At 63.7% G+C, this 17,979-nt stretch carries 18 protein-coding genes; 10 read left to right on the plus strand and 8 right to left on the minus strand.

The annotated features are described in order from the left end of the window. Positions 1–10: 10 nt before the first annotated feature. The 8 genes from AC2FNA_RS02880 to AC2FNA_RS02915 form a co-directional block, all read right to left on the minus strand. Positions 11–238, minus strand: a complete 228-nt coding sequence (locus AC2FNA_RS02880) for a DUF6511 domain-containing protein (protein WP_496824343.1) — start codon at positions 236–238, stop codon at positions 11–13. Between the two features lie 140 nt (positions 239–378). Further along, entirely contained in the window at positions 379–609 is a 231-nt protein-coding gene (locus AC2FNA_RS02885; RefSeq protein WP_496824345.1) for a hypothetical protein, read from the minus strand. A 79-nt stretch (positions 610–688) separates the two neighbouring features. Further along, a complete protein-coding gene (locus AC2FNA_RS02890) occupies positions 689–1,456 on the minus strand; it encodes a hypothetical protein (RefSeq protein WP_496824347.1) in 768 nt (255 codons plus the stop codon). A 22-nt stretch (positions 1,457–1,478) separates the two neighbouring features. Then, positions 1,479–2,336, minus strand: a complete 858-nt coding sequence (locus AC2FNA_RS02895) for an ATP-binding protein (RefSeq protein ID WP_496824349.1) — start codon at positions 2,334–2,336, stop codon at positions 1,479–1,481. Between the two features lie 104 nt (positions 2,337–2,440). Then, positions 2,441–2,923 carry a hypothetical protein gene (locus tag AC2FNA_RS02900; RefSeq protein WP_496824351.1) on the minus strand — a complete coding sequence of 161 codons (483 nt, stop codon included), beginning with the start codon at positions 2,921–2,923 and terminating at the stop codon, positions 2,441–2,443. Between the two features lie 35 nt (positions 2,924–2,958). Further along, complete coding sequence (locus AC2FNA_RS02905; RefSeq protein WP_496824353.1) at positions 2,959–3,312, minus strand: hypothetical protein; 354 nt, start codon at positions 3,310–3,312, stop codon at positions 2,959–2,961. Next, entirely contained in the window at positions 3,306–3,572 is a 267-nt protein-coding gene (locus tag AC2FNA_RS02910; RefSeq protein ID WP_496824355.1) for a helix-turn-helix transcriptional regulator, read from the minus strand. Before AC2FNA_RS02910 ends, AC2FNA_RS02905 begins: the two co-directional genes overlap by 7 nt. A 198-nt stretch (positions 3,573–3,770) precedes the next feature. Next, positions 3,771–4,454, minus strand: coding sequence for a hypothetical protein (locus AC2FNA_RS02915; RefSeq protein WP_496824357.1), 684 nt, complete (start codon positions 4,452–4,454; stop codon positions 3,771–3,773). Positions 4,455–4,569: 115 nt separating this feature from the next. Between AC2FNA_RS02915 and AC2FNA_RS02920 the strand changes: the two genes are divergently transcribed. From AC2FNA_RS02920 to AC2FNA_RS02965, 10 genes are all read left to right on the plus strand, one after another. After that, positions 4,570–5,247, plus strand: a complete 678-nt coding sequence (locus tag AC2FNA_RS02920) for a LexA family transcriptional regulator (RefSeq protein WP_496824359.1) — start codon at positions 4,570–4,572, stop codon at positions 5,245–5,247. A gap of 2 nt (positions 5,248–5,249) precedes the next feature. Beyond that, positions 5,250–6,596, plus strand: a complete 1,347-nt coding sequence (locus tag AC2FNA_RS02925) for an AbiJ-related protein (protein ID WP_496824360.1) — start codon at positions 5,250–5,252, stop codon at positions 6,594–6,596. 315 nt (positions 6,597–6,911) lie between these two features. After that, a complete protein-coding gene (locus tag AC2FNA_RS02930) occupies positions 6,912–7,364 on the plus strand; it encodes a DUF2924 domain-containing protein (RefSeq protein WP_496824362.1) in 453 nt (150 codons plus the stop codon). Further along, positions 7,361–8,671 (plus strand): recombinase family protein, encoded by a 1,311-nt coding sequence (locus tag AC2FNA_RS02935; RefSeq protein ID WP_496824364.1) that lies wholly within the window; start codon positions 7,361–7,363, stop codon positions 8,669–8,671. The genes AC2FNA_RS02930 and AC2FNA_RS02935 overlap by 4 nt, the downstream gene beginning before the upstream one ends. Continuing rightward, the gene (locus AC2FNA_RS02940) at positions 8,668–9,051 is read left to right on the plus strand and encodes a hypothetical protein (RefSeq protein ID WP_496824365.1); all 384 of its coding nucleotides are present in this window, start codon (positions 8,668–8,670) and stop codon (positions 9,049–9,051) included. Before AC2FNA_RS02935 ends, AC2FNA_RS02940 begins: the two co-directional genes overlap by 4 nt. 123 nt (positions 9,052–9,174) lie before the next feature. Further along, entirely contained in the window at positions 9,175–10,806 is a 1,632-nt protein-coding gene (locus AC2FNA_RS02945) for a DUF262 domain-containing protein (RefSeq protein WP_496824367.1), read from the plus strand. Next, the gene (locus AC2FNA_RS02950; RefSeq protein ID WP_496824369.1) at positions 10,803–12,350 is read left to right on the plus strand and encodes a type I restriction-modification system subunit M; all 1,548 of its coding nucleotides are present in this window, start codon (positions 10,803–10,805) and stop codon (positions 12,348–12,350) included. Before AC2FNA_RS02945 ends, AC2FNA_RS02950 begins: the two co-directional genes overlap by 4 nt. Next, the gene (locus tag AC2FNA_RS02955; protein WP_496824371.1) at positions 12,347–13,855 is read left to right on the plus strand and encodes a type I restriction-modification system subunit M; all 1,509 of its coding nucleotides are present in this window, start codon (positions 12,347–12,349) and stop codon (positions 13,853–13,855) included. Before AC2FNA_RS02950 ends, AC2FNA_RS02955 begins: the two co-directional genes overlap by 4 nt. Beyond that, positions 13,848–15,020, plus strand: coding sequence for a restriction endonuclease subunit S (locus AC2FNA_RS02960; protein WP_496824373.1), 1,173 nt, complete (start codon positions 13,848–13,850; stop codon positions 15,018–15,020). Before AC2FNA_RS02955 ends, AC2FNA_RS02960 begins: the two co-directional genes overlap by 8 nt. After that, entirely contained in the window at positions 15,017–17,977 is a 2,961-nt protein-coding gene (locus tag AC2FNA_RS02965) for a type I restriction endonuclease subunit R (RefSeq protein WP_496824375.1), read from the plus strand. The genes AC2FNA_RS02960 and AC2FNA_RS02965 overlap by 4 nt, the downstream gene beginning before the upstream one ends. Positions 17,978–17,979 lie beyond the last annotated feature (2 nt).

A 17,979-nucleotide genomic window follows, 5' to 3' on the forward strand; every position in this document is an offset into this window, starting at 1 on the left:
GCATGCCCCCTCAGAACGGAATGGGGTCGTCGAGGACCGTGCCCGTGCGCTCCTTGCGCGCGGCCTGGTCCTGCATGCTGTCGATGTAGCCGGTGACGGCCGCCTCGATGAGGCGGTCGATGTCCTCGGCGCTGCGGTGGAAGAAGGGCTCCATGAGCCCGAGGTCGGTGAGCGCTTCGGCGAAGAGCGTCCGCGCATCGCGGATCGCACGGGCCTCGCGCACGGTCTTGTCGATCATGCCGTTGTTCCTTTGGGCGATGGCGCTGCCCACGTCCTGACAGCGGCGCGAGCAGAAGCGGTGGTAGGGGTGGCGATCCCAGCGGAGGCCGTGGCAGTAGCCGAAGCCGCGCGCCTCGCGGGCGCAGACGGCGCAGAGCGCTACCCGAGTAAGAAGCTCCCGATCGGGTCCTCGGGCGGCCAACCCGCCCTCTTGAGCTTTTGGGACTGGAGCACGATCCAGCGCGAGGTCGCGTTGCTGGCCATGGCTTCGAGGTCGCCGAGGCCGAGGCTTGCGATGGGGGCGTGCACTTTTCCTCGGGCCTCGAGCCATCGTCCGATCTCCAGCGCAGCCTCGCGCGTCACATGCGCCTGCCATTCATCCAGGGTCATCGGCCCGGCCGGATCGCGCCGGGCCTCAGGCAGAGGCGAAGGCCGGATTGACCTCCGCCGCCGCGTTGCCGACCGTGCGTCATCCATTGAGCCACGCGGGCATGCCGGTCGCCGGCGCCCCGCTCGGCGGGGACGCAGCCGGTTGCTGAGCGGGTGGCTGCGGCGCGGTCGCCTGCGGCGCGGGCGCCTGAGCGCCCCAGGCCGGAGCCGCCGCCGGAGCTTGCGGTTGCGCCCCCCATGCCGGCGTGGGAGCCTGCCAGGCTGCTGCCTGCGCGCTCGCGGCCTTGCGCGGCGGGGCGTTGACGGGCTCCGGGGGCACGGTTTCGCCGCGCATGATCGCGGCATGTTGCAGCTCGTCGGGCAGAACGACGTTCGCGATCCGGTTCTGGTCGCGGTATTGCGGGTTTGAGGCGGGCTCCACCATGATCCGAGCGGCGAAGACGATGCCGTCGAGATGCTTGAGCCCGGGCAGCACGCGCTTGGCCTTGGCGTCGGGGCTCTCGTCCCTGGGATCGAGCCCGAGAGCGCTGTCGACCATCGCCCGAAAGGTGGATTTCGAGATCTTCCAGCCGATCGACTGGCCCTTCTCGTCGACCTTGCCGCCCGCGACGGTGAAACTCTGCCAGAACTTCCGCCGGGCATGCGGCCCCTCGAGGATGGTGAACTCGCAGTCCAGCATCTTCGCGTCGCTTGACTGCGAGGCCTTCAGGAGCTTGGCGTCCATCGCGGTAGAGCCGTCGACGCCGCCGGGGCGCACGGTCAGGCGGACCTTGGCGAAGGTGCCGTCGGGGATCAGCTCGCCGATGGGGGCCATCTGCGGCTGGGCGTCGTTGAGATCGTAGCTCATGGGTCTGTCCTTTGCGTCTGGATCAGGAAGGGGTGGCGGTGTGGGCGGGGGCGCGGCCGTCGATCTTCGCGACCAGCGCGCCGAGATCGGGCGCTTCGGTCACATCGAGGCGGCCGGAGCGGTCCTTGGCGGGAAGGCCCCAAGGGTTGCCCGAGCGGCAGACGAGGCGACGTTCGGCGGATGTTTCGTCGAGGGTCCAGTCGCCCTTGGCGTCGCGGCCGAAGAGCTGCATTGAGACGACCTGGTCGACGATGCCCGGCAGCTCGCGCCCGGCCTTCGTGCCCTCCATCTGCGGTTGCCAGGTCGTCGCGCCGAACTCGTCGGTGACCTTTTCCAGCACCCCGACGAAGATCACTGTCTTGCCGCGGGCGTGTTGGAGGTGCTTCAGCGCCTGGATCACCTCGCGCCCCAGGAGCCCGTAGGCGCCGCGGACATCGGGCTTGCCGGTCCGCTCGGAAAAGGCCTCAGGCTGCTGGCGGGCATAGGCCATGGCCTGCCGCGTCAGGTCGGTGATCGAGTCGACAAAGACGATCCGCTTCCGGGCGAGAAAATCCTCGATGCCGGTGCCGAGATACTGCTGCTGCAACCAGGCGTGATACTCGGCGCCGTACCAGGACTTCGGATGCTGGGCCGGATCGTGCCCGCCGATCAGCACGGCGAGGTCGCGGAAATCGGTGAAGCTGCGTACCGGGATCGAGTCCCCGCGCCAGTCCTGCACCGACTTCATGCCGGCCTCGAGGTCGAGGCACACCGTCTCCTCGGCCGGCAGGGATTTCAGGAGCGTTGTCTTGCCGACGCCGGGCGGGCCGAAGATGGCGAGGGACGTCTTGTTCTCGGCGGCCGAGAGCCGTTCGTCGGCGGTGATGATGCGGAAGGCCATGGGGTTCTCCGGGTGTTGCGTTCAGGGTGCGCGGCGGCGGGGGTGACCGGGTGCCGAAGGGGAACCTGCCCGGCGTTGCCGACCGGGCGTCCCGCCGCCGCGCGTCACCGGTCTCGAGCCTCGAGCCGGAAGACGGGTTTGCCGTTGGTCTCGCTGCGCGCGTCCGCGAAGCCCTCGCGCATCGCCCCGGGCCAGGCGCCGAAGCGCCGCTCGGGCACGCGATAGGCGATCTCGAGATACTCGGTCGGGTCGTCGCCGGCGGCGCGGATGCGCTCGGCCATCTCCGCCAGCCGGTCCTGATCCCACGTGACCTTTTTGGGCAGGTCCGCGACGATCACGACGCCCTCGTCCTCGACCCGTACGGTGCCGCTGGTCTTGCCCTGAGCGGCCCGTTCCGCCGCGGCGGCGGCCTCGTAGCGCTGCGCAATGCCGGCCTCGAGCCGGTCGCGCAGCCGCTTCACGCGAGCGGTCTCGGCGAGCGCCGTCGTCTGCAGATCCAGCAGCATCCCGGGCGGCAGCGCCGCGATGTCGCCGAGGGCGAGCCCTTCGAGGTCGTCGAAACGGGGTGCGTTGTCAGCGTGCGGCATGGCGGGAACTCCGTTGGAAGGGAATGGCAGGGCCATCACGCGGCGCGCTCTTCGAGAAGCAGCGCCGAGAGCGAGGTGTTGGCGGCCTTGGGTCTCGGGCGGGCGACGGCGATGTAGGCGAAGCGATCCGGGCCCACGCGCTCCTGCACGAGGTGAACGAGGCCCTTCTCGAAGGCGCCCAGCGCGGCCTGGCCGAGGTCAGCGAGTTGCCGCCGCTCGGGCTCCGGCAGGGTCGAGATCACCGGAGTGACGTCGATCCCGAGGAAACCGCGGTGATATTCGAGCCGCGCACCGGCTTCGGCCTGCGCGATCCAGGCGTAGAGCTCGACATCGCTGACCCGCGGCGCCGCCACGCGGGCGCCGATCGGGGTTGCGGCGACCATCAGCATACCCGTGCGGCCCGCCCGGGGTCCGCGATCAGCCGACGCGGCGAATGACCGACGCGCGCGACCGCCTCGCTGATCTTCAAGGCGCGCTGAAGCTGGCTCTGCTCGAAGGCTTCGATATCGGTGAGCCGGTAAAGTACGCGCCCGCCGAGTTTGAGGAAGGCCGGCCCCTGGCCGTTGTAGCGCCAGCGTTCCAGCGTCCGGTGGGAGATCCCCCAGCGCCGGGCCAGCTCCTTCTGGTTCAGGCAATGCCTCTGCAGCATCGGTGTCTCCTCTCGTTGTCGAGGAGACCATGCGAAATTCCGCTGTGGGATGTCGTCAGGATCGGCGGGGGATGCGGAGGGGGATCAGTCGGCCCTTGCGGGACTGGCGTTTGGCCGCTGGCGGGGGGCCTTCATCCCCCACCATCCCTCACTCATCCCCCTCCCGATCCCACGGTGGACCGGGCGGAAGGGGCTCGCTTAGTCGAGATTCAGACGGTAGCCGCCACGCCGGTCGGAGCGGATCAGATTCCGCCAGTCCTTCTGCGACTTGAAGACGTCGGCCATGCGCAGGCTCTTCGAGCCGGCGCGGGATAGGATCGCCTTGCCGTTCTGCCAGGGCGCCCCGGCCTGTGCCGCCTCGTGCAGCGCACGCACGACTTCCGCCTGGATCGGGCCGAGCTTGAACCGACAGCCGTTGCAGCGAACCTCGAGATAGTCGGCCGAGTGGATGAAGGTCGCCTCTTCCATCGACTGCCCGCCCGGCGAGAACCCGGTCTCGATCTCGAAACGGTCGCGTTCATCGCGCCTTAGAAGGAGGTCGCCGATCATGACGAGGACGGGCTTCGCGTCGCCCCAGGTCTCCGCGTAGTCGGCCTTCGACGTCCGAAAGCTCTCGAGATGGACCTCGCCGCACCGGAAGAGCTGGAAGACATCGCGGGCGTGGAGATCGAGCAGACCGCTGTAATGGCTCTGTTCCCGCGGCACTCGGTAGGGTTCTCCGTCGGCGGCTTCTTCGTAGTCGCCAAATTCGATCGGCACGCCGAACACGCGCACCGACAATCGGAGCTTGTCGTTCTCAGCAAGGTAGATCAGGTCCGCTTCCGTGATCTGCCAGCGCTCGAGGATCTCGGGGAGCGTGAAGTACGATTTGTCGATGTGCATTCACTGCCCTCCGCGCCGATTCCCATGCAAGATGTTTACCTTATGTTCTTATTCGCTTGACGGGCTCCGATCAATCCGATTTTATCCTATTTCATCCACAGATGGGTGGGATGACATGACCGAGCACCACACGCTTTCCGACCGCCTCAGAGCCCGGGCCAATCAGCTCGGCATCAGCCCCGCCCACGTCGCCGAGATGGCCGGCGTGAACCGCTCCTTCGTCTACGACATCCTGCGCGGCCGCTCCGCCCGCCCCGGCATCGACCGGCTGGCCGAGGTCGCCCGCGTGCTGAAGGTGGACCGCGACTGGCTGATCCACGGTATCGGCGAGGTCGAGGGAACGCCCCCCTTCGTGGACAATCCCGACGATGCCTTCGTGGCCATCGCGCACGCCACCCCGCGCCCCGCGATGGGCGGTGGCGCGGTCGTCACCGAGGACGGCGACACCCCCGGCCGCGTCTACCACTTTCGCCGCTCGTGGATCCGGAACAGCCTGAAGGCCAGCCCGTCGCAGCTGCGCATCATGCATGTCGAGGGCGACAGCATGGCGCCGACGCTGCTGAGCGGCGACGCGGTGCTGGTCGACATGACCCGCCGCGCACCCAACCCGCCCGGCATCTTCGTGCTGGACGACGGGATGGGACTGGTCGCCAAGCGACTCGAGCACATCCCGAACAGCGACCCGCCTGCGATTCGCGTGATCTCCGACAACAAGCACTATCCCGAATACGAAAGAACAGCCGACGAGATCCATATCGTTGGCCGCATCCGCTGGTTCGCACGGGAGATATAGCAGTGGCCACTGAAGAGGATTTGGATGATCTTCTCGAGCTGGCGGGCTGCTGCTTTCGGGATGCCATGCGGGCCGTCGATATCGAGGCGTTCTTCTCCAGACGCGACATCCCAGTTGCAGAAGGGACCAGCAAGAAGACGGTTGCCCAGAATACACTTGCAAGCCTTCCACCAACAAAGGCGCTGGTGCTGGTCCTCGAGTTTGCGCGAGAACGGCGCGATATCGGCCTACAGGACCGGGTGTACCTCCTGCAGGACAAGGACCAGCCGGAGATCTCCGCGATCACTCGCGACCGGGTGGCCGATCGCCTTGGTGCCGGGATCCATGGACAAGGCGTTCGTCCGGAAGTGATCGAGGGGCTGTTCGATCTGAGTTCGCCTGCCGACTTCTTCGATGGCCCCACCAAAATCGAAAAGATCAGACAACACGCGACTGGCGCGGACCCGTTGTGGAACGCGAAGGAGGTCTTCGAAGTCATCGGAGCAATAACATGTCCTTCGAGGAGGTTTGCGCAGCTGATCGAGACCGCTCTGGATCCCCGGTTTCGTGATGCTGACGACCAGGCTGCGCTGGCAGCGGACTTGACCCGCATACTGCAATTCGATGGTTACTTGGTTGCTCAGACAGGAGAGGTCTCGGGCCGCGCAACATTCTCGGTACGCCCCGTTCGCCGCGGCGTCGACGGGCGGCCGAAGAACCTGATCTTCGCTTCCAACGGACCAAAACCGAGGCTCGGGTTCTCGGATGCGATCGACAACGAAGTCGTCGTGCTCGAGCATGCCGACAGCTGCCTCGTTTATGAGCGCCCCATCGGCAATGGACTGTCATGGCTCGACCTCGTCCGTTGGTGGATGGATCAGAGAGGGATCGCCGACCTCGCCGAAGCACGCACCAGCCTCGGGCGGCGTTTACTTGCCTCGCTTGACGACGGGCCTGAGCAGGAGTTCTTCAAGGCGTACTTTCGCAATTTCGCTGAACGACTTGAAGACCGGCTGCCGGCGCTCATCCCGCAGGTCTACCTGCACTATGATCCGGAGATCGCGAGGCGTCTCGCTGACAAACGCGTTCTATTCCGGCAGCGCATGGACTTCCTGATGCTGTTGCCGGGCCGACAGAGGATCGTCCTCGAGATAGACGGCAAGCACCACTACGCGAAAGGCGAGCGCGCCGATCCCGGCCTGTACGCCGAAATGGTTGCGGCTGATCGCAGCCTGCGACTTCGCGGCTACGAGGTGTTTCGGTTCGGGGGCTCGGAATTCTCTCAGCCGAAGGGATCGATGCAGGAAGCTGTCGACAAGCTTGTGACGTCATTCTTCGATCAGCTGTTCGATGCCCATCGGCTAGGATAGCACATCCCAAGAAAACCGCAGGGCTACGCAGCTTTCCCCTAAGCATCTGAAAGTAATTGTTTTTGGGGTGCGTGCGGGTAGCGTTTCTCCCATGCGAAACGCGCCGACATATCCGCGGCTGGGCTCGAACCCGCTGCCGCCCGACCAGATGACCCCCGCCGAACGCCGCGCCGAGCTGTGCGTCCTGCTGGCGCTTGGGTGGGTCCGGTTGCGGCTGCGAGAACGGGGCGAAGCTTCTGACGATAATGGAGAAATTCGCCTACACTCTCCAGCCGACCAATGCCGTCATGCAACTCCAACTCACCGGAGAACCGCATGACGACCCACGATCCCATCCCCGCGCGCCTGGCCGCGCTGAAGACGTCCACGACGCCGGAGCTGAAGGCGCAGTGGCGTGACCTGTTCGACAGCGAACCGCCGCCGTTCAACCGACGCTACCTGGAGAGCCGGCTGGCCTATCGGATCCAGGAGCTGGCCTATGGCGGGCTGAAGCCCGAGACCGTCCGGCGGCTTGAACGGCTTGGCGAGGAACTGGACGGTGGCGACCGGAAGAAGAGCCGCATCCGCGCCGACGCCATGCCCATCGCCGGCACCCGGCTGATCCGCGAGTGGCAGGGCGTGGAGCAGGTCGTGACCGTCACATCGGACGGCTTCGAGTGGCAGGGCCGCCCCTACAGGTCGCTGTCGGCTATCGCCCGCGCCATCACCGGCACACGCTGGAACGGCTGGGTCTTCTTCGGGCTGAAGAATCGGAGGGCACGGACATGACGAAGCCGATCGTCCGGAAACTGCGCTGCGCCGTCTATACCCGGAAGTCCTCCGAGGAAGGGCTAGAGCAGGAATTCAACAGCCTCCACGCCCAGCGGGAGGCCTGCGAGGCGTTCATCGCCAGCCAGCGGTCCGAGGGCTGGGTGCTGGTCCGTGATCAGTATGACGACGGCGGCATCTCCGGCGGCACGCTGGAGCGGCCGGGCCTGCAGCGCCTGCTGGAGGACATAGAGGACGGCCTGATCGACGTGGTGGTGGTCTACAAGATCGACCGTCTCAGCCGATCGCTGGCCGACTTCGCCAAGCTGGTCGAGGTCTTCGACCGCAACGGGGTGACCTTCGTCTCCGTCACGCAGTCCTTCAACACGACCACGTCGATGGGCCGGCTGACGCTCAACATCCTGCTCTCCTTCGCCCAGTTCGAACGTGAGGTCACGGCCGAGCGCATCCGCGACAAGTTTGCGGCGAGCCGCAAGAAGGGCATGTGGATGGGCGGGGTGCCGCCCTACGGCTATCGGGTCGAGAACCGGAAGCTCGTCGTCGATGAGGAGCACGCCGAGCACGTCCGCTGGATGTTCACCCGCTTCCTCGAGATCGGATCCGGGACGGAACTGGCACGCGAGGTCGCGAAGCGCGGTATCCGCACGCCGCGCGGCAACCGCATCGACAAGAAGTACCTCTACCGGATGCTGAACAACCGCGCCTATATCGGCGTGGCGGTCCACAAGGGCGAGAGCTACCCCGGAGAGCACGACGCGATCATCGACTGCGAAACGTGGGACCGCGTCCACGCCATCCTGCAGGAAAGCCCCCGCAAGCGCGCTGCCCGCACCCGCGCCGACACGCCCGCGCTGCTGAAGGGGCTGCTGTTCGGCCCGGATGGGGCCTCCTTCTCTCCGACGCACACCCGCAAGGGCGAAAGGCTCTACCGCTACTATGTCAGCCAGACTGTGCTGAAGCACGGCGCGGGAGCTTGTCCGGTCGGGCGCGTACCCGCGGGCGAGATCGAGGCCGCCGTCATCGAACAGTTGCGGGCGGTATTTCGCCAGCCCGAGATCGTGGCGGGGACGTGGAAAACAGCACGCGTCCACGTCGACGACGTCACCGAGGCCGACGCCCGGACGGCACTGCAACAGCTTGATCCGCTATGGGACGAGCTATTCCCTGCCGAACAGGCGCGCATCGTGGCGCTGTTGGTCGAGCGCGTGGACATCGGCACGGACGGGCTCAACGTCCGGCTGCGCGTCGACGGGCTCAGCGGTCTGGCCCGCGAGATGCTGGCCGGCGACATCGGAGAAGCTGCATGACCCGCGGGGCTCCGATCCCGGAGACGGTCACGCTCCACGTTCCATTTCGCGTCGTGAAGCGTGGTGGCCGGAAGGAGATGCAGATGCCCGAGGGCTCCACGCAACCGCGGCGGACAGACAACACGCTGGTCAAAGCGCTGGCGCGCGCGTTCCGTTGGAAGCGCATGCTGGAGTCGGGCGAATACGCCACCATCGCCGAACTGGCGGAACGCGAAGGGATTGCGCCCTCATACATGACCCGCGTCCTGAGGCTCACGCTGCTCGCGCCTGACATCGTTGAGGCGATCCTGGACGGAAAGCAGGAGCCGAAGATGACGCTCGCGCGGGCGCTGGAGCCGTTTCCGGTCGACTGGTCGGACCAGCGCGCTTGCCCCCTGTAATCACTGGGATTCGGCTTGTGTCAGCACGGCAGGCGCTCTTACAGTGCCCCCAAGAAGAGCGACGGCTCTGACAGCAATTCTGTATTGCCGGTCGCCGGGGACTTATTGAGGGATCACGGGCGCATGGAAGCCGCGGAAAGAACTATTAGCCAGATCTTGACCGAGGAAATCCGCTACGAGATTCCGCCCTACCAAAGGCCCTATTCTTGGGAGAAGGGCAATGTGGAACAGCTCCTTGAAGATGTATGGGAGGCATACGAAGCCAAAGACGAGGAGTATTTCATAGGCTCTCTCATCACAATCGAACGGGAAAAGGGGCGGCGTTACGATGTTGTCGACGGTCAGCAGCGGCTCACAACACTGAACCTTGTCTTTGCAAAACTTCGCGATGCGGTTGATGAACCTGCAAGATCGGAACTTGGGCGCCGGGTGCTCCCACGGAATGCTCTCACCGGCGAGGAAGAGAGCCCCCGGCTGACCCTAAGACAGCGCGACCAGAACTTCTTTCGCCGCCATGTCCTGTCGAGCAAAGAGATTTCGCCGGCAATTCGCGCCGAGATAGTCAAGGAACAGGACGCCCCGAAACAGCGCATCGTTGAGAATCTCGATGCAATCGACGAATTCATCAGTCGCCACGATCAGAAGACCCTGAAACTCTTTGCAAACTATCTGCTCACGAAGGTCTATGTGGTCTTTGTGACCACGTCTTCCTGGCAGTCGGCGTATCGTCTGTTCAATGTGCTGAACGCCCGTGGGATGGCGCTCTCCAATGCCGACCTGATCAAGAACATGCTCTTCGCACGGCTCGGCGGAGATGCAAAGCGAAGCGAAGAACTGGAGGAAGCTTGGCTCAATCTAGAAGAGCAGATCGGCATCGACCGCCTGGACCAGTTCCTTGGACACCACAGAAGTTCGATCGTTGCCTTGAAGGCGCGCAAGTCACTTCATGAAGAATACGAGCCGATGGTCCAGGCTGCGGAATCATCGTTTGCATTTCTCGATGCCCTCAATGCGTCGGCGAAGAACTACCTTCGGATTCTGCATAATGATTTCGAAGGCGCAGCTACACGAAGATCAGTGCGGTCGCTCCTTCGAGTCGGGTTTGAGGAGTGGATACCGCCTCTTCTGGCTTTCCTGAATGATCCAATAGACGATCTGTCAGAGCAAGAATTCATCGACCTGCTCGAGCGGATCACCTATCAGAACTGGATTCGTCGACTGGCGTTCACAGCGAGACTGACGGTCTATTTCCAGCTGATCAACGCGATACGTGCGCGGAAATCGGCTTACGATCTGAAGGCGGTTTTTCACCAGAACGCGCAAAACGAAGAGTTCCTGTCATTGCTCGATGGTGAGGTCTACGGGAAGCCTTTCGCTCAGGCACTTCTTCTAAGGCTCGAGGAAGCGCACCAGGATGAGTCAGTTACAAAGGACTACAGTGGACGCATCACGATCGAGCATGTGTTACCGCAGGCTCTGAAGGATCCCTATTGGCGTGATCGGTTTTCCGAAGACGATCACCGCCGCTGGCTTCACCGGCTTGGAAATCTCGCGTTGCTGGCAGGATCCAAGAACTACAAAGCGCAATATTTCGACTTCGACCGAAAGAAGAAGATCTACTCTGATCGAAATAGCAAGGTCTCGTTCGACACAACGAAACAGATACTCGACCAGGTCGAATGGCAGTCCGAAGCCATTGCCGCTCGGCAAACAGAAATGGTTGCAGCCGCGAAGTCCATTTGGGTGATTGAATGAGTGCGGACACGATTGAAATCGGCAGTGGAGTCCGCCCGGGAAGGTCGACGGGTCTGGCGGAACTCAAATCGGCCCTCTGGGACGCAGCCAATACGCTGCGGGGTTCGGCTGTCGATCGGACCGACTGGAAGGGCTACATCCTCCCGCTCCTGTTTTTCAAACGCATCTCTGATGTCTGGGATGAGGAGACTACTGAGGCGCAGGAGATCTACGGCGAGGCGGATCCTTCGCTGTTCCCGGAAATCCACCGCTTCGTCGTTCCAGAAGGCTGTCACTGGAATGACGTTCGCGAGACCGCGACGAATGTCGGGGCCGCGCTTCACCGAGCTATGCAGGAGATCGAGCGGGCCAACCCAGACACGCTCTTCCGCGTTTTCGGCACCGCCGACTGGGGCAACAAGGAGAAGTTTTCGGACGAACTGCTCAAGGATCTGATCGAGGGCTTCTCGGACATCGGGCTCGGCAACAAGGCGGTCAGCACGGATGTCCTCGGCGACGCCTACGAGTACCTGATCGGCAAGTTCGCCGACGTGACTCGCCGCAACAAGGCCGGAGAGTTCTACACCCCGCGCAGCGTCGTGCGGATGATGGTTGAGATACTCGATCCCCAGGAAGGTGAGAGTATCTATGACCCCGCCTGCGGAACGGGCGGCATGCTGCTCGGCGCGATTGAGCACGTCATACGCAAGGGCGGCGACCCGCGGACCTTCTATGGCAAGATCTACGGTCAGGAGAAGAACCTCACCACGTCCGCCATCGCTCGGATGAACCTGGTCCTGCACGGGATCGAGGATTTCAAGATCGCTCGAGAGGACACGCTTCGCAGCCCCGCCTTCACGGATTCGAGCACGAGCGGCATCGCCACGTTCGACTGCGTCATCGCGAACCCGCCATTTTCGCTGAAGGAATGGGGGCGCGAGCTATGGGAGGCCGATCCTTGGGGACGCGCCCAATACGGCATCCCGCCCGAGAGCTACGGGGACTATGCCTTCGTCCAGCACATGATCTCGTCGATGGCGCCGACCGGGAACAGCCGGATGGCCGTCGTCCTGCCGCAGGGCGCCCTGTTCCGGAAGTCGGCCGAGGGGACGATCCGTCAGGCGCTGCTCGAGAACGACATGATCGAGGCCGTGATCGGCCTGGCGCCGAACCTGTTCTACGGCACCCAGCTTGCCGGCTGCGTGGTGGTGCTCCGGCGCAAGAAGCCGGCCGAACGCAAGAACAAGATCCTGATTATCGACGCCTCCAGCCTGTTCCGCAAAGGCCGCGCGCAGAACTTCCTCGACCAGGAGCACAGCGACCAGATCGTTGCCTGGTATCGCGCCTTCGAGGATGTCGAGGATCGTGCGAAGGTCGCCACCATCGACGAGATCAAGAAGGAAGGCTGGACGCTCAACATCTCCCGCTACGTGCTGCCGCCCATCGGCGAGGACATCCCCCCGCTGCCCGATGCCGTCGATGCCTTCAAGACGGCCCTTGCTGACGCGCGTGCGGCCGAGGATCACCTGCGGAAGGTGCTGACAGAGGGGGGCTGGCTGCAATGACCGAACACCTCTCCCAACGCGAACTCGAAAGCTATCTCTGGGGCGCGGCGACGCTGCTCCGCGGCCTTGTCGATGCCAGCGACTACAAGCAGTACATCTTCCCGCTGATGTTCTTCAAACGCCTCTCTGATGTCTGGGACGAGGATTACCAGGAGGCGCTCGACGACACCGACGACGAAGGCTACGCGACCGCCACAGCCAACGACCGCTTCGTCATCCCCGAGGGCGCGCACTGGAACGATGTGCGCAGCGCGCCGAAGGATGTCGGACGGGCGCTCCTCTCGGCCTTTCTCGCCATCGAGGCGGCGAACCCCGAGCGGCTGCAGGGCGTCTTCGGCAACGCGCCCTGGACCGACAAGGGCCAGATGCCCGACGCCACGCTCAAGAACCTGATCGAGCACTTCTCGAAGCACGACCTGACGCTCGCCGCCGTGCCCGAGGACGAGCTTGGCAATGGCTACGAATACCTCATCAAGAAGTTCGCCGATGACAGCGGCCACACCGCGCAGGAGTTCTACACCAACCGCACGCTGGTCCATCTGATGGCCCAGATGCTCGAGCCAAAATCGGGCGAGAGCATCTACGACCCGACCTGCGGCACCGGCGGCATGCTGATCTCCTGCCTCGCCGAGGTGAAGCGGCGCGGCGGCGAAACGCGCACTATGGGCCTTTACGGGCAGGAGCTCATCACCATCACCGCCGCCATTGCCCGGATGAACCTCGTCATCCACGGCGTGTCGGACTTCCAGATCTCCAGCGGCAACACGCTGGCCGCCCCCGCCTTTGCGCAAGGCGACGAACTGCGCACCTTCGACGTGGTCCTCGCCAATCCGCCCTATTCCATCAAGAAATGGAACCGCGGCGCGTGGGAGAAGGATGTCTGGGGGCGCAACTTCCTCGGCACCCCGCCGCAGGGGCGCGCGGACTACGCCTTCTTCCAGCACATCCTGAAGGCCATGGACCCCGAAACCGGGCGCTGCGCGATCCTGTTCCCGCATGGCGTGCTCTTCCGCAACGAAGAGGCCGAGATGCGGCGCAAGCTGATCGAGGCGGATCTGGTGGAATGCGTGCTCGGTCTCGGGCCGGGGCTGTTCTACAACTCGCCGATGGAGGCCTGCGTCATCGTCTGCCGCAGCCGCAAACCGGCCGAGCGGCAGGGACGGATCCTCTTCATCGACGCGGTGGCCGAGATCGCGCGCGAGCGGGCGCAGAGCTTCCTGCGTGACGCGCATCAGGACCGCATCTTCGCGGCCTATCAGGCGTTCGAGGACGCGCCCGGTTTTGCCGCCGTGGTCAGCAATGCCGATGTGCTGGCGGCGGAGGGGAACCTGTCCATCGCCCGCTATGTGAAAAAGCCAAAAGCGGAAGTCGCCACAGAGGACGCCGTTTCGCTGGCTTTGGCCTGGGGCAATTTCGATGCCGAGGGGCGGGAGTTCTGGACCGGCATGGATGGGCTGGTCGACATGCTCGACGGGCTTGCCCCGGCGGAGGACGCCGATGCTTGAGCGCCCGTCAAAACTCGTCTCCTACCGCTTCGATCAACTGGCGGACCAGATCAACAAGCGCGTCATGCCGGATGAGGCCAACGTGGAGCGCTATGTCGGGCTGGAACACCTTGATCCTGACAGCCTGCGCATCCGCCGATGGGGCGACACCAGCGAGGTCGAGTCCACCAAGCTGCTGTTTCAGCCGGGTGACATCATCTTCGGCAAGCGCCGGGTCTATCAGCGCAAGGTGGCGGTGGCGGATTTTGAGGGAATCTGCTCGGCACACGCCATGGTGCTGCGGGCGAAGTCTGAGACCGTGCTGCCGGAGTTTCTTCCGTTCTTCATGCAGAGTGATCTGTTCATGGAGCGGGCGCTCAGCATCTCGGTCGGCTCGCTCTCGCCCACGATCAACTGGAAGGCGCTGGCGAAGGAAGAATTCCTGCTGCCGCCGATTCAGGAGCAGGCTCGGTTGGTTGAGGCACTTCTTTCGGCGCAGAATACTGCTGAAACGCTCCTACGCCTGATTGACGCGACACGAATTGCGCAAATCGCGGCGTTTGAAGAACTTCTCAGTCACGCCAAAGCGGTTCCTACCGAGATCGGTAGCATCATCACCTCGTCTCCGCGAAACGGCTATTCTGCTGTAGCGGCGTCAGCGCCAACCGGTCTCTGGGTTCTCGCGCTGAGCGCAATCTCTAAATCCGGCTATCGGCCCAACCAATTCAAGCCAGTCGAGCCGAGCCCAGAAACTACGGCGGCAATCATCAAGAAGGGTGACCTTGTCGTCTCCCGCTCCAACACTCGTGACCTCGTCGGTTTGCCTATGGTGTTTCCAGAAGACAGAGAAGATGTCTCATACCCCGACACCATGATGCGTATCTCGGTCGATCCGAAGGAGGTCAGCACAGAGTTCCTCGAACTGTGCTTGCGCACACCGAAATGCCGGAGGCAGGTGCAGAGTTATGCGGCTGGCACCAGCTCCAGCATGTTGAAGATCAACGGGTCAAACCTTCGGAAGGTTGAGTTGCCGATTGTCAAATTTGAAACCCAGATCTCAATACTCTCGTCCGTAAGAAGATTTTCAACGATGCTCATGGATGCGGAAAAGCGCTTTGACGCCGCACGAAGCTTGCAGTCATGGCTTGCAAATGATGCAGTTAAGAAACGGGACGGCGTGCCATGACCTTCAACGAAGCCAACACCGTCGAAGCCTTCATCCGTGACCGCCTCGCGGGCAGCACCGGTTCATCCACAGTCGCCCCCGGCCTCGCCCGGCAGGGTGGCGCAATCTCAGGCCTCGGCTGGCATTTCGTCGGCCCCGCCGACCTGCCGCGCCAGTCGCAGGAGACGCTGGTCGAACCCTGGCTGCGCGACGCCCTGATCCGCCTGAACCCCGACATCGCCGCCAACCCGTCCCGCGTGGACGACGTGCTCTACCGTCTGCGCGCCATCGTCATGAGCGCGCGCTCGGACGGGTTGGTGAAGGCCAATGAGGAATTCGCCGCCTGGATGCTCGGCGAACGCTCCATGCCCTTCGGCGCCGACGGCCAGCATGTCACCATCCGCCTGGTCGACTTCGACGACATCGAACAGAACAGCTTCGTCGTCACCCAGCAATTCACCTTCCGCGCCGGCAAGACCGAAAAGCGCGCCGATCTGGTGCTGCTGGTCAACGGCCTGCCGCTCGTCCTTATCGAGGCCAAGACGCCGGTCCGCTCCAGCCAGAGCTGGCTCGACGCCGCGCTCCAGGTGCATGACGACTACGAACAGAATGTGCCGGAGCTGTTCGTGCCGAACGTCTTTTCGGTCGGGACCGAGGGGAAGGAATACCGCTACGGCTCCGTCCGCATGCCCGTCGACCTCTGGGGCCCGTGGCGCACGGATGACGATGTTCTGCAATCGATGGGAGAGGTTGAGAAGGCCGTCACCGACATGCTGCGCCCGGCGATGGTACTGGACCTGCTCGCCAACTTCACCGCCTTTGCTACGCAGAAGGGCAAGCAGCGCATCAAGATCATCGCCCGCTATCAGCAGGTCGAAGGCGTCAACAAGATCGTCGAGCGCGTCGTCGCGGGCCAAGTGCGCAAGGGTCTGATCTGGCACTTCCAGGGCTCCGGCAAGTCGCTGCTGATGCTGTTCGCCTCCAAGAAGCTGCGCCTACACCCGGCTTTGAAGAACCCGACGGTACTGGTGGTGGTTGACCGCATCGACCTCGACAGCCAGATCGCCGGCACCTTCTATGCCGCCGACATGGCCAACCTGGTGCGCACAGACAGCCGCAAGGAGCTGTCCGAGTTGCTGGCCAAGGACGTGCGCAAGGTCGTGATCACCACGATCCACAAGTTCGCCGAGGCGGACGGCGTACTGAACGACCGCGACAACATCATCGTCATGGTCGACGAGGCGCACCGCACACAGGAAGGCGACCTTGGCCGCAAGATGCGCGAGGCGCTGCCGAACGCGTTCCTCTTCGGCCTGACCGGCACGCCAATCAACCGCGCCGACCGCAACACCTTCTACGCCTTCGGCGCCGAGATCGACGAGAACGGCTACATGAGCCGCTACGGGCTCAACGACTCGATCCGTGACGGCGCGACCAAGGAGCTTCATTTCGAGCCGCGGCTGGTGGACCTGCACATCGACCAGCAGGCGATTGAGGAAGCCTACGCCGAGTTGACCGAGGGCCTCACGGACGAGGACAGGGACAAGCTCGGCCGCGCCGCCGCGAAGATGTCTATCCTCGTGAAAGCGCCAGAGCGCATCGGCGCGATCTGCGCCGACATCGCGCAGCATTTCCAGACGAAGGTGCAGCCGAACGGTTTCGGGGCTCAGGTGGTGACCTTCGACCGCGAGAGCTGCCTTCTCTACAAGCAGGAACTCGACAAGCACCTGCCACCGGAAATCTCCGACATCGTCATGTCGGTCAACAGCGGCGAAGAAGAATATGCCGCCTACCGGCGCGACAGGGATGCCGAGGAAAAGCTTCGCGACCGATTCCGAGACCCGAAGGACCCGCTGAAGATCATCATCGTGACATCAAAGCTGCTAACCGGATTCGACGCCCCGATTCTGCAGACGATGTACCTGGACAAGCCGCTGCGCGACCACACGCTGCTCCAGGCGATTTGTCGGACGAACCGCCCCTACAGCGTGCAGAAGACTCACGGGCTGATCGTCGACTATCTCGGGATCTTTGACGACGTCGCGCAGGCCCTGAAATTCGATGAGAAAGGCGTCCAGAAGGCGGTCTCCAACATCGCCGAACTCGCCGCGATGCTGCCATCGGCAATCCAGAAATGCCTGGAGTACTTCGCCGGCGTCGACCGCACCCTCACCGGCTACGAGGGCCTGATCGCGGCGCAGGACTGCCTGCCAAACGATGAGCGCCGCGACGCCTTTGCATCGGACTTCAGCGTGCTGAGCCGCATCTGGGAGGCGCTGTCGCCTGACCCGATCCTGACACCATTCGAGAAGGACTATCGCTGGCTGGCACAGGTCTATGAGTCGCTCAAGCCGTCGACGGGCACGGGGCGGCTGCTCTGGCACCGCCTCGGGGCCAAGACGATCGAGCTGATCCACGAAAATGTACATGTCGATGCCGTTCGGGACGACCTCGACACGCTGGTTATGGACGCAGAACTACTGGAGGCAGTTCTCGGCAATCCAGACCCCGAGAAGAAAGCCAAGGAAATCTCGGTCAAGCTGACGGGCCGGCTGCGCAAGCACGCCGGGAACCCTAAATACAAGGCGCTAGCCGAGCGATTGGAAGACCTCAAGAACCGCCACCAGCAGGGGCTCCTTCTCAGCATCGACTTTCTGAAAGAGCTTCTCGCGCTCGCCAAGGACGTCGTGAAGATGGAACGCGAGACGCCGGTCGAGGAAGACATCGACCGCGGCAAGGCCGCCCTCACGGAACTCTTCGAGGAAGCGAAAAACGGAGAGACGCCGATCATGGTCAAACGCGTCGTGGACGACATCGATGAGATCGTCCGCGCGGTGCGCTTCGATGGCTGGCAGGCCACCCATGCTGGGGAGCGGGAGGTTAAGAAGGCGCTTCGTCAGACCCTCTTCAAGTACAAGCTCCACCAGGACGCAGAGCTTTTCGACCGAGCCTACGGCTACATTCGGGAGTACTACTGAGC

This window comes from Ruegeria sp. YKSD163, assembly GCF_059612905.1.

Coding starts and splice junctions, on each gene's coding strand:
- AC2FNA_RS02880 (WP_496824343.1), bottom strand. CDS start 238: ATGATCGACAAGACCGTGCGCGAGGCCCGTGCGATCCGCGATGCGCGG.
- AC2FNA_RS02885 (WP_496824345.1), bottom strand. CDS start 609: ATGACCCTGGATGAATGGCAGGCGCATGTGACGCGCGAGGCTGCGCTG.
- AC2FNA_RS02890 (WP_496824347.1), bottom strand. CDS start 1,456: ATGAGCTACGATCTCAACGACGCCCAGCCGCAGATGGCCCCCATCGGC.
- AC2FNA_RS02895 (WP_496824349.1), bottom strand. CDS start 2,336: ATGGCCTTCCGCATCATCACCGCCGACGAACGGCTCTCGGCCGCCGAG.
- AC2FNA_RS02900 (WP_496824351.1), bottom strand. CDS start 2,923: ATGCCGCACGCTGACAACGCACCCCGTTTCGACGACCTCGAAGGGCTC.
- AC2FNA_RS02905 (WP_496824353.1), bottom strand. CDS start 3,312: ATGCTGATGGTCGCCGCAACCCCGATCGGCGCCCGCGTGGCGGCGCCG.
- AC2FNA_RS02910 (WP_496824355.1), bottom strand. CDS start 3,572: ATGCTGCAGAGGCATTGCCTGAACCAGAAGGAGCTGGCCCGGCGCTGG.
- AC2FNA_RS02915 (WP_496824357.1), bottom strand. CDS start 4,454: ATGCACATCGACAAATCGTACTTCACGCTCCCCGAGATCCTCGAGCGC.
- AC2FNA_RS02920 (WP_496824359.1), top strand. CDS start 4,570: ATGACCGAGCACCACACGCTTTCCGACCGCCTCAGAGCCCGGGCCAAT.
- AC2FNA_RS02930 (WP_496824362.1), top strand. CDS start 6,912: ATGACGACCCACGATCCCATCCCCGCGCGCCTGGCCGCGCTGAAGACG.
- AC2FNA_RS02935 (WP_496824364.1), top strand. CDS start 7,361: ATGACGAAGCCGATCGTCCGGAAACTGCGCTGCGCCGTCTATACCCGG.
- AC2FNA_RS02940 (WP_496824365.1), top strand. CDS start 8,668: ATGACCCGCGGGGCTCCGATCCCGGAGACGGTCACGCTCCACGTTCCA.
- AC2FNA_RS02945 (WP_496824367.1), top strand. CDS start 9,175: ATGGAAGCCGCGGAAAGAACTATTAGCCAGATCTTGACCGAGGAAATC.
- AC2FNA_RS02950 (WP_496824369.1), top strand. CDS start 10,803: ATGAGTGCGGACACGATTGAAATCGGCAGTGGAGTCCGCCCGGGAAGG.
- AC2FNA_RS02955 (WP_496824371.1), top strand. CDS start 12,347: ATGACCGAACACCTCTCCCAACGCGAACTCGAAAGCTATCTCTGGGGC.
- AC2FNA_RS02960 (WP_496824373.1), top strand. CDS start 13,848: ATGCTTGAGCGCCCGTCAAAACTCGTCTCCTACCGCTTCGATCAACTG.
- AC2FNA_RS02965 (WP_496824375.1), top strand. CDS start 15,017: ATGACCTTCAACGAAGCCAACACCGTCGAAGCCTTCATCCGTGACCGC.